15 protein-coding genes are annotated in these 14,728 nt (G+C 69.4%); 8 read left to right on the top strand and 7 right to left on the bottom strand.

All coding sequences use genetic code 11. From position 1 onward, the window contains the following. The first annotated feature begins 88 nt into the window (after window positions 1-88). A complete protein-coding gene (locus LQ771_RS13750) occupies window positions 89-1,282 on the top strand; it encodes a DesA family fatty acid desaturase (protein WP_231349958.1) in 1,194 nt (397 codons plus the stop codon). 104 nt (window positions 1,283-1,386) lie between these two features. Here LQ771_RS13750 and LQ771_RS13745 read toward each other — a convergent pair whose 3' ends face one another. The 5 genes from LQ771_RS13745 to rpmB all read right to left on the bottom strand — a co-directional run bounded on the left by LQ771_RS13745 (window position 1,387) and on the right by rpmB (window position 3,457). Beyond that, window positions 1,387-1,893 (bottom strand): DUF3016 domain-containing protein, encoded by a 507-nt coding sequence (locus LQ771_RS13745; RefSeq protein WP_231349957.1) that lies wholly within the window; start codon window positions 1,891-1,893, stop codon window positions 1,387-1,389. 148 nt (window positions 1,894-2,041) lie between these two features. After that, on the bottom strand, window positions 2,042-2,434 hold the full coding sequence (locus LQ771_RS13740) for a thiol-disulfide oxidoreductase DCC family protein (protein WP_231349956.1): 393 nt from the start codon (window positions 2,432-2,434) through the stop codon (window positions 2,042-2,044). Next, window positions 2,427-2,966 (bottom strand): DUF4166 domain-containing protein, encoded by a 540-nt coding sequence (locus tag LQ771_RS13735; protein WP_231349955.1) that lies wholly within the window; start codon window positions 2,964-2,966, stop codon window positions 2,427-2,429. The genes LQ771_RS13740 and LQ771_RS13735 overlap by 8 nt, the downstream gene beginning before the upstream one ends. A gap of 76 nt (window positions 2,967-3,042) precedes the next feature. Then, window positions 3,043-3,210 (bottom strand): 50S ribosomal protein L33, encoded by a 168-nt coding sequence (gene rpmG / locus LQ771_RS13730; RefSeq protein ID WP_017463578.1) that lies wholly within the window; start codon window positions 3,208-3,210, stop codon window positions 3,043-3,045. A gap of 10 nt (window positions 3,211-3,220) precedes the next feature. Beyond that, window positions 3,221-3,457 (bottom strand): 50S ribosomal protein L28, encoded by a 237-nt coding sequence (gene rpmB / locus LQ771_RS13725; RefSeq protein WP_209619039.1) that lies wholly within the window; start codon window positions 3,455-3,457, stop codon window positions 3,221-3,223. A gap of 299 nt (window positions 3,458-3,756) precedes the next feature. On the opposite strand from rpmB, the gene secB reads away from it, so the two are divergent. From secB to LQ771_RS13710, 3 genes are all read left to right on the top strand, one after another. After that, window positions 3,757-4,263 (top strand): protein-export chaperone SecB, encoded by a 507-nt coding sequence (gene secB, locus LQ771_RS13720; protein ID WP_231349954.1) that lies wholly within the window; start codon window positions 3,757-3,759, stop codon window positions 4,261-4,263. A gap of 12 nt (window positions 4,264-4,275) precedes the next feature. Further along, a complete protein-coding gene (locus LQ771_RS13715; RefSeq protein ID WP_231349953.1) occupies window positions 4,276-5,301 on the top strand; it encodes an NAD(P)H-dependent glycerol-3-phosphate dehydrogenase in 1,026 nt (341 codons plus the stop codon). A 196-nt stretch (window positions 5,302-5,497) separates the two neighbouring features. Continuing rightward, window positions 5,498-8,521 carry a DEAD/DEAH box helicase gene (locus LQ771_RS13710; protein ID WP_231349952.1) on the top strand — a complete coding sequence of 1,008 codons (3,024 nt, stop codon included), beginning with the start codon at window positions 5,498-5,500 and terminating at the stop codon, window positions 8,519-8,521. A gap of 103 nt (window positions 8,522-8,624) precedes the next feature. Here LQ771_RS13710 and LQ771_RS13705 read toward each other — a convergent pair whose 3' ends face one another. Both LQ771_RS13705 and glk read right to left on the bottom strand, forming a co-directional pair. Then, a complete protein-coding gene (locus LQ771_RS13705; protein ID WP_231349951.1) occupies window positions 8,625-9,308 on the bottom strand; it encodes an HAD family hydrolase in 684 nt (227 codons plus the stop codon). Window positions 9,309-9,361: 53 nt separating this feature from the next. Then, window positions 9,362-10,378, bottom strand: a complete 1,017-nt coding sequence (gene glk / locus LQ771_RS13700; protein ID WP_231349950.1) for a glucokinase — start codon at window positions 10,376-10,378, stop codon at window positions 9,362-9,364. A 134-nt stretch (window positions 10,379-10,512) separates the two neighbouring features. Between glk and LQ771_RS16090 the strand changes: the two genes are divergently transcribed. The 4 genes from LQ771_RS16090 (at window position 10,513) to LQ771_RS13680 (ending at window position 14,681) form a co-directional block, all read left to right on the top strand. Beyond that, on the top strand, window positions 10,513-10,710 hold the full coding sequence (locus tag LQ771_RS16090) for a P-loop NTPase family protein (RefSeq protein ID WP_231349949.1): 198 nt from the start codon (window positions 10,513-10,515) through the stop codon (window positions 10,708-10,710). Beyond that, a complete protein-coding gene (locus LQ771_RS16085) occupies window positions 10,677-11,030 on the top strand; it encodes a hypothetical protein (protein ID WP_425491283.1) in 354 nt (117 codons plus the stop codon). The genes LQ771_RS16090 and LQ771_RS16085 overlap by 34 nt, the downstream gene beginning before the upstream one ends. A gap of 510 nt (window positions 11,031-11,540) precedes the next feature. Further along, the gene (hemB, locus tag LQ771_RS13685) at window positions 11,541-12,533 is read left to right on the top strand and encodes a porphobilinogen synthase (RefSeq protein ID WP_231349948.1); all 993 of its coding nucleotides are present in this window, start codon (window positions 11,541-11,543) and stop codon (window positions 12,531-12,533) included. A gap of 339 nt (window positions 12,534-12,872) precedes the next feature. Further along, window positions 12,873-14,681 (top strand): monovalent cation:proton antiporter-2 (CPA2) family protein, encoded by a 1,809-nt coding sequence (locus LQ771_RS13680; protein WP_231349947.1) that lies wholly within the window; start codon window positions 12,873-12,875, stop codon window positions 14,679-14,681. Window positions 14,682-14,728: the final 47 nt, after the last annotated feature.

Here is a 14,728-nt window from a genome sequence, read left to right as displayed (position 1 = left end):
CACGCATGGCTGAAGCGCAATGCACCATGCTGGCGGGTACGGAAACCCCTCCGATAGACTGCCTTTCAACTTCCCTGGTGCTTTCCTGATGCTCGATGCGGTGCTGACTTTTCTCTCCAACGGCCTGACGCACGCCAGTTGGCCGGCGATGTTGCTGTACCTGCTGGTGATGACCCAGCTCACCATCTTCACGGTGACCCTGTACCTGCATCGCAGCCAGACTCACCGCGGCGTGGATTTCCACCCTGCGCTGGCGCATTTTTTCCGTTTCTGGGGCTGGCTGACCACGGGCATGGTGACCAAGGAATGGGTCGCGGTCCATCGCAAGCACCACGCCAAGGTGGAAACCGAGGAAGACCCCCACAGCCCGATGATCTACGGCATCAAGAAGGTGTTCTGGGACGGCGTCTCGCTCTATCGCGATGCCTGCGAGTCGAAGCAGGACATGGAGCAGTACGGCCGCGGCACGCCCGATGACTGGGTCGAGCACAAGCTCTACGGTGCCCATCCGTACTGGGGTCCGACCCTGATGCTGCTGATCAGCCTGGCGTTGTTCGGCGTGATCGGCGCGGCGCTGTGGGCCGTCCAGATGATCTGGATCCCGTTCTGGGCTGCGGGCTTCGTCAATGGCATCGGCCACTGGGCGGGCTATCGCAACTTCGAGAGCGCCGACACGGCACGCAACCTGATTCCGTGGGGCTTCTGGATCGGCGGCGAAGAGTTGCACAACAACCACCATGCCTTCCCCAGCTCGGCCAAGTTCGCCCTGCGCAAGTGGGAGTTCGACATCGGCTGGGCGGCCATCTGCGCGCTGCGCTCGGTGGGGCTGGCCAAGGTGCTGCGCGTGGCGCCCTCCCTGGACGTGCACCCGAACGTCAGCCTGCCTGACGCGGAAACGCTCAAGGCCGTGCTTACGCACCGCTTCCAGGCCATGACCGACTACTACCGCGCCGTGATCATGCCCACCCTGCGCGAGGAAGCGGCCCATGCCGGCGACAACCTCAAGGCGATGCCGCGCCGGATGCGCCGTGCACTGGCCGACGGTGGCCGCTGGCTGGACAGCGAAGGTAGCGCCCGCCTGCAGGCCGTGCTGGCCAAGCGCCCGACGCTGCGTACCGTGTGCGACTTCCGCGCCCGCCTGGCGGCGCTGATGGAACAGCGCGGCGCCGAGCAGGCACTGAAGGGCCTGCAGCAGTGGATCGCGGAGGCCGAGCAGAGCGGCATCCGGTCACTGCAGGAGTTCGCAGGAAGGCTCAAGGGCTACCGCGTGGCCAACGCCTGAGCGACGTGAATGCATGACGAAAAGGCCCGCCTCCATGGCGGGCTTTTTTTCGCCTTGCGGTGGGGCGGCAGCGGGAAGAGGAACCTTCCGCGCGACCCGGACGATCACAGTTTCGCGGGTCCCCGCGCCAGCCAGCGATCGATCGTGCGCTTCTCGTAACGCAGCGGATCGGTGTTGGAGAAACCGCCCGGGCTGTCGTACATGAATCCCAGGTCGGTGAGCGTCCGATCGCCTTCGCGAAGCACCCGGCCCTGGCTGTCGAGCAGGCGGAAGTGCAGCGTGATGCGCGGCGGATAGACCTCCTTGACCACGCGCACCGGCTGCAGCGAGCCCATCGAAGGCACGTAGGACCCGGCGCGGTCGATGTCGGTCACGACGATGTCCAGCGTCTGGCCTTCCCGCAACTGCGCTGCGGCCTGCTTTTCGGTATAGGCCTTGAGGGTCTCGAGGTAGCCCGAGTCAGCCCGCGACGGTGCGAACGCCCGCACCTCCTTCGTTTCAGTGAAGTTCTCGGGATGGTCGTAGCGGACGCTGACGGTGCCGGCGGCTGCCGTGGACACCGCGAGGGCAAGGGCCAGGCCGAGGGTGGCGCGGAGGGGGAGCTTGGACATGGCAGGTCTCCGATGGCGAGGCGACGCCAGACTGGGGGGGGGCGCGAACGCGGCGCGCGGTTTCCCGCCAGCGCGGAAACGCTTGGGCGCACACCCTGTGTGGACAGCCTCGCCGGACCGATGTTCCGCCGCGCTAGTCGAGGAAGCGCTAGGCCTGCCCTTCCTCGGGCAGTCGGCAACTCGCGCGCTGCCCGAACAGCCGGTACCGGTGACGGGCGACCCAGCGGTAGGCCGGATCGCGGCAGATGCGCGGAATCGCCCGCAGCAGCGAGGCGGCCAGGCGCCAGCGCCCGCCGAAGCCATGAAGGACCCGCGCGATGGCATCCGTATCGGTGTGACCGCGCCCGTCCTGCACCAGCAGGAACGACACCGGATCGTCCGCCGACAGGCCGTGCGCCTGCAGCAGCGCGCGCCCTTGCGCGTCCTGCATGGGGGCCAGGCGGAAGCGGCCCACGCGGTCGTGCCGGAGCACGAAGTCGACCCAGCGGCTGCACAGCACGCAGACGCCGTCGAAAACGATGATCGCGGGCTGTTCAGTCATCGACCGGCTCCAGCCAGCCGCGGTAGGCGACCAGCCGTCCCACCAGCGGCAGGCGCGCGTCGATATCGAAGGTGTAGCGTCCCGCCTGTGCACTGCAGCGCGAACGCACCGAGCCGAACCATGCGCGCGGCAGCGGCAGGCCCAGCAGGCGTCCGCCCCGAAGTTTCCAGTCGATCGCGTCGTCCGCGCGCCGCAGCTCGAAGTACAGCGTCACCGGACCGAGGCGTTCATGCAGTCGGCCGCCGCACCCGCTCCGGGCCAGGCGGGAGCGCATCTGCCCGCGGGCGAAGCGTCGTGTCCAGGCCTCATGGCTTGGGTGTCGTTCGATCAACACCTCGATCGCCTGCGCGGGGCCCGGTTCGGGCAGACCGAGCAGCCGCCGCAGGAGCCGGGCCGGCAGGTGCGTCGTACCGGCGACGTCGGCCTGGCCTGTCGCGCGCACGCGCGGGCCGTCGCCATGCATGCGCCGCACCGGCGACGCCAGCGCGTGCCATTGCTCGCCGAGCAGCGCGGGGAACAGGGCGTCGACCATGGCGCGGATCATAAACGTGCGGAACTTTCCGCGCGCCCAAAAGAAAACCCGCCGTGGGGCGGGTTCTCTTCGAAGATCACTTGATCTTGCCTTCCTTGTAGATCACGTGCTTGCGCACGACCGGATCGTACTTCTTGAACTCGAACTTCTCCGGGGTGTTCTTCTTGTTCTTCTGCGTGGTGTAGAAGTGGCCGGTGCCGGCCGAGGAGATCAGGCGGATCTTGTCTTGGGTCTTGTTAGCCATGGTTCAATCCTCAGACCTTCTCGCCGCGGGCACGCAGCTGGGCGATCACGGCCTCGATGCCATTCTTGTCGATGGTGCGCAGCGCGGCGTTGGAAACGCGCAGCTTCACCCAACGGTTTTCGCTGGCGACCCAGAAGCGGCGCTCGTGCAGGTTCGGCAACCAGCGGCGACGGGTCTTGTTGTTGGCGTGCGAGACGTTGTTGCCGGTCTGCACACCCTTTCCGGTGACTTGACATACACGGGCCATGAGGGCCTCCGTAATCGGTGATGTGACCGCCCGTTGGCCAGGACGGCATCGGCCCAGCGGCGCTTCGGGCGCCACGCGATGCTGGAGGGTGTCGCACTTCGAAAGGGCCGGCTTGGTTTCCGCATCGCGTCGCGGAAGGCCCGGCAGACTGGGGCAGCCCTGGATCGAGCCGCGTATTCTCCCGGAAAAACAGCACCCTGCGCAAGTCTTCCGGCTCGGTGGCCGATGGCGGGGCGACCGGATGTATGGAACAATCGCTCTCTTTGCTCCGCCACACTCACGAATTCGAGGGACTCCCGATGGCAGAAGTCACGCCCGCCAACGACCAGGCCGCCGGCCAGGCCATGCCGCAGCTGATGCTGCAGAAGATCTACGTCAAGGACGTGTCCTTCGAGGCTCCCAATGCGCCGCAGATCTTCCAGGACATCGGCGAGAACGACCAGGCCCAGCCGCAGGTGCAGCTGAACCTGGGCCAGCGCGCCACCGACCTGGGCAACAGCCTGTACGAAGTGGTGCTCAGCCTGACCCTGACCTGCACCATCGGCGAGCGCACCGCCTACTTGGCCGAAGTGCACCAGGCCGGCGTGTTCGGCATCGCCGGCTTCAGCGAGCAGGACCATGCCGGCATCATCGGCAGCTACTGCCCGAACCTGTTGTTCCCGTATGCCCGCCAGGTGATCTCCTCGTTGGTGCTGGAAGGCGGCTTCCCGCCGTTCCTGCTGCAGCCGATCAACTTCGACGCCCTCTTCGCGGAGCAGCAGCGCCGCATGGCCGGTGGCGGCGAGGCGCCGACGCTCAACAGCTGACGCCGACATTCCATGCGGGACCAACCGATCCTCGCGGTGCTCGGCGCCGGCTCCTGGGGCACCGCGCTGGCCGCGCTGGCCGCGCGCAACGGTGTCACCACGCGCCTGTGGGGCCGCGACCGCGCGGCGCTGGCGGCGATGGCACGGAATCGCCGCAACCAGCGTTACCTGCCCGACCTCGAACTGCCGGCCGCGCTCGCCTACGAGCCGGAGCTGGCGACGGCCGTGCGCGATGCCGACATCGTGCTCATCGTGGTGCCGAGCCACGCCTTCGCCGCCATGCTGGACGAACTGGCGCCGCTGCTCGGGCCGGAAACCGCGATCGCCTGGGCGACCAAGGGCTTCGAGCCGGGTACCGGGCGCTTCCTGCACGAACTGGTGGCGCAGAAACTGCCGGGCCGGCCGGCCGCGGTCGTCACCGGGCCATCGTTCGCGCGCGAGGTCGCCGCGGGGCTGCCCAGCGCGGTGACCGTGCACTCGGACGACGAAGCCTTCGCCAAGACGCTGGCCGCGCTGCTGCACGCGCCCAACTTCCGCGCCTATTCGGGCAACGACGTGCTGGGCGCAGAACTCGGCGGCGCCATGAAGAACGTGCTGGCCGTGGCCGCCGGCGTGGCTGACGGGATGCAACTGGGCCTCAACGCGCGTGCCGGGCTGATCACCCGCGGCATGAACGAGATGCTGCGCCTGGGGCTGGCGCTCGGCGCACGGCCGGAGACCCTGATGGGCCTGTCCGGCCTGGGCGACCTGGTGCTCACCTGTACCGGCGACCTCTCGCGCAACCGCCGGCTGGGCCTGGCGCTGGGCCAGGGCATCGCGCTGGACGAGGCGGTACGCCAGATCGGCCAGGTGGTCGAAAGCGTGGTCACCGCCGACGAGGTGTCGCGCCTGGCCGAACAGCACGGCCTGGACCTGCCGATCGCCAACGGTGTGCGCGCCGTCCTGCACGGCGAAGTCACCCCGGTCGAGGGCGTGCGGATGCTGATGGCGCGCGAGCAGAAGCCGGAATATCCGCAGGGCCTGTTCGGCAACGCCTGAGCGGATTTGCCCCCTCTCCCCGCCGGGGAGAGGGCTGGGGGGAGGGGTCGGGGCTCGCCTGGAGCTCCATCCCTGGATTCGGATCCGCGACCCGCCCCCGTCGCGCGCTCCGCGCGAACTTGCGCGCCTCGACGCGCACACCACCCATCCCCTTGCTAAGCTCGCTGTTTTGGCCGGCAAGGCGGATCGCACGCGCATGCAGCAACCGGACGAAAAGCAGCCTGCCGATCGTGCCCCCCCTGCGGAGGACGTGACTGCAGGCGGCTTGCCGCCGGCCTGGCGCCGTCTGTTCAAGCCGGTGGCGGCCCCCGCCACCGAAACCCAGGTGCTCGGCTTCTTCCTGGAGGTCATGCCCGAGGACGGCGCCGCCTGGGCCCATCTGGACGTGGCGCCGGTGGCGCTGGGCATGGCCGAGCCGGGCCGCTACGTGCGGCCGGTGCCGCTGGACAGCCGCCACCTCGCCCAGGCACCGCTGCAGCCGCACGAACAGCATCTGGCCGCTGCCCTGCTCGGCCTGCCGCAGAACGTGCGCAAGGGCCGCACCTACGTGCGCCTGGCCGGTCACATCGGCGACGCCCTGCTCGCCCAGATGCTGGATACCGCGCCGTGCTTCCTTGGCGGCCTGGCCGGCCTGCGCCTTTCGCGCGGCAAGGCGCATCCGCTCCATTGGCATTGGCACCTGGAACAGGACGGCAGCCAGCGCCTGCTGCCCACGCTCGGCCATAACCAGCGCCTGCTGCGACTGGATTGCCTGTGGTACCTGGATGCCGAACGCGCCACGCTGGGCCTGCTCGAGGCGGACAAGCGCGAAAGCCACTGGCTGGACCTGCCGCCACTCAAGCACGAAGCCGGCCGGCCGCTGCTCAGGGCCCTGAAGAACAGCCCGCTGGGCCAGCGCCTGCCCGCGCCGCAGGTATTCGACGAGCTGCGCCGTGCGGAACTGGCGCCCAAACCGGTGCTGACCCTGCACGCACTGACCCGCCACGCCCGCCTGGCCGCGGGCACCCCGCCGCTGGCCTACGCGCGGCTGGCCTTCGACTACGCCGGCGAGCGCCTGCCCGGCCGCGGCGGCGAGCCGCTGGTACGCCGGGTGCGCAACGGCCACCTGGTCGAGATCATCCGCCGGCGCGCGGAAGAACTCTCCGCGATGGAGCAGCTCGAACGCGCCGGCCTGACACCGGGCGTGGACACCGAAGGCCTGCCCTGGGACCTGGCCGACACCCTGCCCGAAGACGCCTGGCTGTTCCCCGGCAAGGGCTACGCCGGCGCGCTGGAAGTGAACACCCCCGCGCGCTGGCTGGCGCTGCGCGGCAAGCTCGAGGCCGAGGGCTTCCAGCTCGACTACGCGCCGAGCTTCCCGTTCGAGGTGCTCGAAGGCCCGGTTCGGTGGTACGGCAACGCGACCGAGGATGCCGACGACCACGCGTTCGACCTGGAGATCGGCATCGAGGTCGAGGGCAAGCGCCACAACCTGCTGCCCGCGGTGGCGCAGGCGCTGGCCGAGCACCAGTTGAACCTGAGCCCGGCGCCGAACGAGCCCGAGGATGCCGTCTGGTACGCACCGGTCGACGAGCGCCGCCGCGTACCGGTACGCCTGAAGGAATTGCGTGGCCTGCTCGCGCCGCTGGCCGAGTACCTCGAGCGCCCGAAGAAGAAGCTGCACCTGCCGCGCGTGCAGGCCGGCCGCCTGGAGGAACTGGTCGAGGCACTCCCCAGCGGCGGCGAGCTACGCGCACCGGAGGCGCTGCGCGGCTTCACCGCGCGCCTGCGCGATGCCGCCGAGCGAGCCAGCGATGTGGTCCCGGAGGGGGTCACGGTCGAACTGCGGCCATACCAGCGCGAAGGCCTGCGCTGGCTGAACGCGCTGGCCGAGGCCGGTGTCGGCGGCGTGCTCGCCGACGACATGGGCCTGGGGAAAACGCTGCAGCTGATCACCCACCTGCTCGCGCTCAAGCAGCGCGGCGCGCTGCCACAACCGGCGCTGGTGGTGGTACCGACCAGCCTGATTCCGAACTGGCAATCGGAGATCGCCCGCTTCGCGCCCGACCTCACGGTGCTCGCGTTGCACGGTCCGCAGCGCAGCGGCGATTTCTCGCAACTGGGGGCGCAGGACATCGTGCTGACCAGCTACGCACTGCTGCCGCGCGACGTCGTCACCTTGCGCAAGCAGCCGTTCGCGCTGATCGTGCTGGACGAGGCGCAGCAGGTGAAGAACCCGCGCACGCAGGCTCGCCGCGCCGTGCTCAGCCTGCGCGCGCCGCGCTGCATCTGCCTGACCGGCACGCCGCTGGAAAACCACCTGGGCGAGCTGTGGTCGCAGATCGACCTGGCGGTGCCCGGCCTGCTCGGCGACGAGGGCGCCTTCCGCCGCCACTATCGCGTGCCGATCGAGAAGCAGCGCGACGAGGATTGCCAGGCGCGCCTCAACCGGCGCCTGGCGCCCTTCATCCTCCGTCGCACCAAGGCGCAGGTGGCTTCCGAACTGCCGCCCAAGACCGAAATCACCCGTCGCGTGGTGCTCGACGGCCGCCAGCGCGAGCTGTACGAAAGCCTGCGCCTGACCTTGGCCGAAGAGCTGCGCGAGGTGATTGCGCAGCGCGGTATCGCGCACTCGGGCATCGTCGTGCTCGACGCACTGCTCAAGCTGCGCCAGGTGTGCTGTGACCCGCGCCTGGTCAAGCTCGAGGCCGCGCGCGGCGTGCGCGAATCGGCCAAGTTCGAGTTGCTGATGGACATGCTCCCGGCGCTGCTCGCCGAGGGCCGCAAGGTGCTGCTGTTCTCGCAATTCACCGAGATGCTCAAGCTGATCGCGGCCGAGCTGGACCGCAAGCGCATCCGCTACGTGATGCTGACCGGCGAGACGCGCGACCGCGCCGCGCCGGTGCAGCGGTTCCAGGACGGCGACGTGCCGCTGTTCCTGCTTTCGCTCAAGGCCGGCGGCGTGGGGCTCAACCTCACCGCGGCCGACACCGTGATCCACTACGACCCGTGGTGGAATCCGGCCGCCGAGGCGCAGGCCTCCGACCGCGCGCACCGCATCGGCCAGGACAAGCCGGTGTTCGTGTTCCGCCTGATCACCGCCGACACCGTCGAGGAACGCATCGAGGAACTGAAGGCGCGCAAGGCCGAACTGGCCGAGGCCGTGCTCGAAGGCGGCGGCACGCGCGAAAAGCTCAGCTTCGACCAGGACGACCTGGACGCACTGCTCGCGCCAGGCTGAGGTTCGCTACGTAGGGTGGGCTTCAGGCCCACCGCTCTTCTGGGAAATGGTGGGTTGAAGCCCACGCTACATGACGTCGGCGTGGCACCGTGGCGCGCGATGTTCAGTCGCGCGCGGCGATCTCGTCGATGTGGCGCAGCAGATCGGCCGGCTCCTCGTACACGCGGAAAGCGCCCGCGCGCTCCAGCTCCTCCTGGCCGTAGCCGCCGGAGAGCAGGCCGACGCCGAGGGCGCGGCAGCGTTGCGCGGCCAGCATGTCCCAGATGCTGTCGCCCAGCACCAGCGCATGCTGGATGTCCACGCCCAGGCGGTCGGCGGCTGCCAGGAACAGGTCGGGGTCGGGCTTGGCGTGGCGCACGTCGTCGCGCGTGATCACCGGCACCTTCGCCGGGTCGACACCCAGTGCTTCGAGGTTGTGCGCGGCGGTCTGCATGCGGCCGCTGGTGGCGATCGCCCACGGCAGGCCGGCCTCGGTCAGCCAGGCCAGCAGTTCACGCGCGCCCGGCAACGGTCGTACGCCGCCGGCCTCGGCACGGCGCGAGAATGCCTCCGCATGCCAGCGGCGCAACCGCGCGACCCGCTCCTCGGTGATCTCGATGCCGGTCTCGCGCAGCAGGATGCGGGTGAACAGCCCGCCGCTCATGCCGATCTTGCGATGGATGCGCCACACCGCCAGCTCGATGCCCTCGCGGTCGAGCGCCTCCTTCCACGCCAGCACGTGCTGGTAGACGCTGTCGACCAGCGTGCCGTCGAGGTCGAACAGGAAAGCGGTACGCGGACGGGTCATCGGTATCCTCCTCGGTTCCCGGCGAGGGTACAGGTGGGCCCGCTACGCGATGTCTACGGCCTCGGCAGCAACGGCCGGCCCGCTTCCATCACCGCCAGCGCGGCGGCGCCGAGCAGGCCCGGTTCCGGGTGCAGCACGGCGATGGTGGGCACCTGGCGCATGGTGTCGCTGAAGCGCCCCTTGGCCTCGAAGCGCTGGCGGAAGCCGCCGCGCTGCAGCCACGGCAACAGGATCGGTAGCAGGCCGCCGGTGAGGTAGACGCCGTCCCAGCCGCCCAGGGTCAGCACCAGGTCGCCGGCGACCGAGCCGAAGATGCCGGCCAGCGTCTCGACCGTGCGTACGCACAGCGGGTCGGTGCCGGCGCCCGCGTGCGCGGTGATGTCCTCGGGGGTGTAGTCCTGCGCGCGCTCGCCGGCGATGTCGGCCAGCGCGCCGTAGAGGTTCACCAGGCCGTTGCCGCAGATCAGCCGCTCGTTGGAAACGCGGCCGAAGCGCTGGTTGAGCCGGTGCAGGATCTCGATGTCCTCGGGGCTGTGCGCGGCGAAACCGGCGTGGCCGCCTTCGCTCTCCAGCACGCTGCAGTGGCCGTCGCGGCGCAACAGGCCGCCGACGCCCAGACCGGTGCCCGGGCCCATCACCACGAAGGTCTGGTGGCCGCAGAGATCCAGCCGCGGCAGCGGCAGGTCGCCGACCGCCTTGAGGTGCTCCGGCTGCAGCAGCGGCACGGCCATGCTCTGCGCCGCGAAGTCATTGACCAGCCGCACCGACTCCATCCCCAGGTCCGCCTGCAGCGCATGCGCGGCCACCGCCCAGGGGTTGTTGGTGATCTTCACCGTTTCGCCGTCGGCGATGCGCCCGGCCGCCGCGATGATCGCGCGCGGCGCGGTCAGCCCGGTGTCGGCGAAGTACCGGCGAATGGTGTCGGCCAGCGTGGCGAAGTCGCGCACGCGGTAGCGCCGGACGCTGTCGGCCAGCAGTGGCTGGGCGGCGTCGATGTCGGCGAGCGCGAAGCGCACGTTGGTGCCGCCGAGGTCGGCAAGCAGGGTCGGGGGTCGGGTGTCGAAGCTCATCGGGTCGTTCTGTGGGCGCTGCGTCGCGGGCGCGGCGGCAATCGTGGGAAGGTATCGGAAACCGGCGGGACTGGCTACTTGCGGGGGTCTGCCATGGTTGCCACACTCGGAAGGAGTGTGATGCAAGGAGGATCATGCATCTGCTGCCGCGGCTCTCGGTGCTGGAGAACGCAATGTTGCCGGCGCGCTTCCTGCGCGGTTCCGACGAAGGCCTGGCCGGGCGTGCGCGCGAGCTGCTCGAACGCATGGGCCTGCACCGTCACCTGGAGCACCGCCCGTCCAGCTGTCCGGCGGCCAGATGCAGCGCGTTGCGATTGCCCGGGCACTGCTGATGAAGCCCGCACTGCTGCTCGCCGACGAGCCCACCGGCAACCTCGATTCGAAGAGTGCCGCCGACGTGCTGTCGCTTTTGGACAAGGTGCATGTGCAAGGTCGATGGAAGACGAGATCGACCGCTTCCTGCTGCGCGTGGCCGATCGGCCGGCCGGGCGACGGCGCGCGCGTGCTCGGCCAGGTGCTCGACCAACGCCGTGCCGGCGTGGACGACTACAGCTGGTGGTCCCGCAGCAGCTCTTCGGCAGAACGAGCGCATCTTCTCCATCGTGACGGGATCGATCGCCGGCGTCAGCCTGCAGGTGCATCGGCATCATGAACATCATGCTCGCAACGTGCTCGCCAAGGTGCTGGAGCGGCGCCGCGAGATCGGCCTGCTTCGCGCGATCGGCGCGAGGCGGCATGACATCGTGGTGCGGCTTCCTGCGCGAGGCGGTGGCGATCTGCACGGCCGGCGCGCTGATCGGGCTGCTGTTCGGCGCGGCGCTGGCTTACGCGATCGCCCTGTTCGCCGGCGGGCAGGTGGCATGGGAGCCGATCGGCATCCTTGCATCGGTGGTTGCGTGCCTGGCGATCGGCCTGGGTGTTCAGCTTCTATCCGGCACGACAGGCGGCGGCGCTGGACCCGATCGCGGCGATACGGGACACCTAGGCGCACGGCCTTGGACTCCGGTCGACCTGGGACCCTTCGGTAGGAGCCCACTTGTGGGCGATGCCTGTCGCCGATCGCCCACAAGTGGGCTCCTACGAAGATCGATGCGCCGGAATCGGAGGGCCCCTGGAGCCCGGGCGTACAATGGTCGCCTTCCGCACCACCGCAGGATTCCCCATGAGCTTCCCCGCCATCCGCATGCGCCGCATGCGCCGTGACGCCTTCTCCCGCGCGCTGATGCGCGAGCACACCCTGCTGCCGGGCGACCTCATCATGGTCGCGTTCGTGATCGAGGGCGAAGGCCAGCGTGAGAGCGTGCCTTCGATGCCGGGGGTGGCGCGGCTTTCCATCGACGAGCTGCTCAAGCTGGCCGGCGAGTGCGTGCGCCTGGGGATTCCCGCGCTGGCGCTGTTTCCTTCGCCGGACCCGTCGGTCAAGAGCGAGGACGCGGCCGAGGCTTGGAACCCGGACAACCTGATGCACCGCGCCACCCGCGCGCTGAAGGCGAAGTACCCGGAGCTCGGCCTGATCGGCGACGTGGCGCTCGACCCTTACACCACCCACGGCCAGGATGGCCTGATCGACGCGGACGGCTACGTGATGAACGAGCCCACCGTCGAGGCGCTGGTAAAGATGTCGCTGGCGCAGGCCGAGGCCGGCATGGATTTCGTCGCGCCCTCGGACATGATGGACGGCCGCATCGGCACCATCCGCGACGCGCTGGAAGGGGCTGGCCACATCCATACCCGCATCCTCGCCTACTCGGCCAAGTACGCCTCCAGCTTCTATGGTCCGTTCCGCGATGCGGTCGGTTCGGCGGCGAACCTGGGCAAGGGCAACAAGCACACCTACCAGATGGACGTGGCCAATTCGGACGAGGCGCTGCGCGAGGTCGAGCTGGACCTGGCCGAGGGCGCCGACGCGGTGATGGTCAAGCCCGGCATGCCGTATCTGGACGTGCTCCGCCGCGTGAAGGATGCCTTCGGCGCGCCCACCTTCGTCTACCAGGTCTCGGGCGAGTACGCGATGCTCAAGGCCGCCGCACAGAACGGCTGGCTGGACGAGAAGGCCGTCGTGCTCGAGTCGCTGACCGCGTTCAAGCGCGCCGGCGCCGATGCGATCCTCACCTACTACGCGATCGATGCCGCCCGCTGGCTGCGGGGCGACTGAGCCATCGCGGGGGGCAGTTCGTACGCGCTCGACAGCATCGTTCGCGCCGGTCCGGCCAGGGCCGCCGCGCGCAGTAATGGTGGGCCGACGGTACCGATGGCCTCCCGGGGCTAGCGCCCAGGCGGAACACTCCTCCCGTGCAGACCCGCGGATCGAGCGGAGGGCGTACGCAACCGCGCGACCTTGCACCGGCATGGAATCCGGGCCAAGGCCCGTGACAGCCGGACGCCATGGCGAGCGTGACGGGCTCATCGCGCCCATGATTCCGTGGTCCGCAAGCGGGCGATCAGGGCGCTGCGCCGTGGAATAATCAGGCATCCCCTCCAAGGCGTCGCGCGCGTGGAAAGCCATCACTACCTCGAAACCGCGCTGGTGTTCCTGCTGGCGACGGTGATCGCCGTTCCGCTGACCAAGCGTTTCCGGCTCGGCTCGGTGCTGGGCTATCTCCTGGCCGGCGTGGTGATCGGCCCGCAGGAGCTGGGTCTGGTCAGCGATACCGCCGGCGTGGCGACGATCTCCGAGTTCGGCGTGGTGCTGATGCTGTTCGTGATCGGACTGGAGCTCTCGCCGCAGCGCCTGTGGGTGATGCGTCGCGCGGTGTTCGGTACCGGCCTGCTGCAGGTGCTGGCCTGCGGCATCGCGATCGGTGCGATCGGCTTCGCCTGGTTCGGGCTCCGGGGGCCGACGGCGGTGATCGTCGGGGGCAGCCTGGCGCTGTCGTCCACTGCGTTCGGGCTGCAGATCCTGGCCGAGCGCAAGGAGGCGGGCTGGGCCTACGGGCGGCAGGCGTTCGCCATCCTGCTGTTCCAGGACCTGGCGGCGATTCCGTTGATCGCGATGGTGCCGTTGCTGGCAACCTCCGGCGGACACGGCCTGGACCTGCCCAGCGTGCTGCGCACGGTGGGCGCCATCGTGGCCGTGGTGGTCGGCGGGCGCTACCTGTTGCGGCCGGTGTTCCGCTTCGTCGCCAAGGCGGACGCGGTGGAGGTGTCCACCGCCACCGCGCTGCTGGTGGTGATGGGCACGGCATGGCTGATGGAGCGGGTGGGCGTGTCGTCCACGCTGGGTGCCTTCCTCGCTGGCGTGCTGCTGGCGGACTCGGAATACCGGCACGAGCTCGAATCGCATCTGGAACCGTTCAAGGGCCTGCTGCTGGGGCTGTTCTTCATCAGCGTGGGCATGTCGATGGATCTGTCCCTGCTGCTGCACGAGCCGCTGCGCGTGCTGGCGCTGGTGGTGGGGTTGCTGCTGGTCAAGGGCGTGTTGCTGTGGCCGCTGGGGCGGCTGGTCAGCGGGCTCGATCGTGGCGAGTCGCTGCGTCTGGCGGTGCTGCTGGCCAGCGGTGGCGAATTCGCCTTCGTGGTGCTCAACCTCGCGGCCGGGCAGCGCATCCTCGACGGCGCGCTGCACAGCCGGCTGGTGCTGGCGATCACGCTGTCGATGGCGCTGACGCCGCTGCTGGTCGCGCTGACGGGGCGTGTTCTCGGCGCACGGCCCAGGAAGGCGGTGCGCGAGTACGACACCATCGAGACCCAGACGCCGAAGGTGATCATCGCCGGCTACGGGCGCATGGGGCAGATCGTGGCGCGCGTGCTGCGTGCGCAGGGCATCCGCTTCGTGGCGCTGGATCATTCGGTCGAGCAGATCGACCTGGTGCAGCGCTTTGGCGGCTGGAACGACATCTTCTACGGCGACCCGGCTCGTCCGGAGCTGCTGCGCGCGGCGCAGGCGGACAAGGCCGAGGTGTTCGTGCTGGCCAGTGACGATCCCGAATCGAGCTTGCGCGTGGCGCGGCTGGTGCGCCGGCAGTACCCGCACCTGAAGGTCGTCGCGCGTGCGCGCAACCGCCAGCACGTGTGGCGGCTGATGGACCTGGGGATCGACGATCCGGTGCGCGAGACGCTCTGCTCCAGCCTGCAGATGACGCAGATGACGCTGGAGGCCCTGGGCATGGCGAGCGACGTGGCCAGAGCGCGGGTGGAACGCTTCCGCCAGCAGGATGCCGAGCTGCTCAAGCGGCAGTACCTGGTCTACGACGACGATGCGCGCATCGTGCAGACCACGCGCGAGGCATTGACGGACCTGGAGCAGTTGTTCGAAGCGGACGCGGAGCGGGAGCGGCCGGAATCATCGTCGCCTTCCGGCTGACGACGCAGGGGCTCCCGACAGGGAGAGGGAAGGGGGATGCTTCGGTT

It is taken from the genome of Frateuria soli, assembly GCF_021117385.1.
GTDB lineage: Bacteria > Pseudomonadota > Gammaproteobacteria > Xanthomonadales > Rhodanobacteraceae > Frateuria_A > Frateuria_A soli.
Note: the sequence above shows the minus strand (reverse complement) of the source record. Positions and strands in the feature narration are given on the sequence as shown.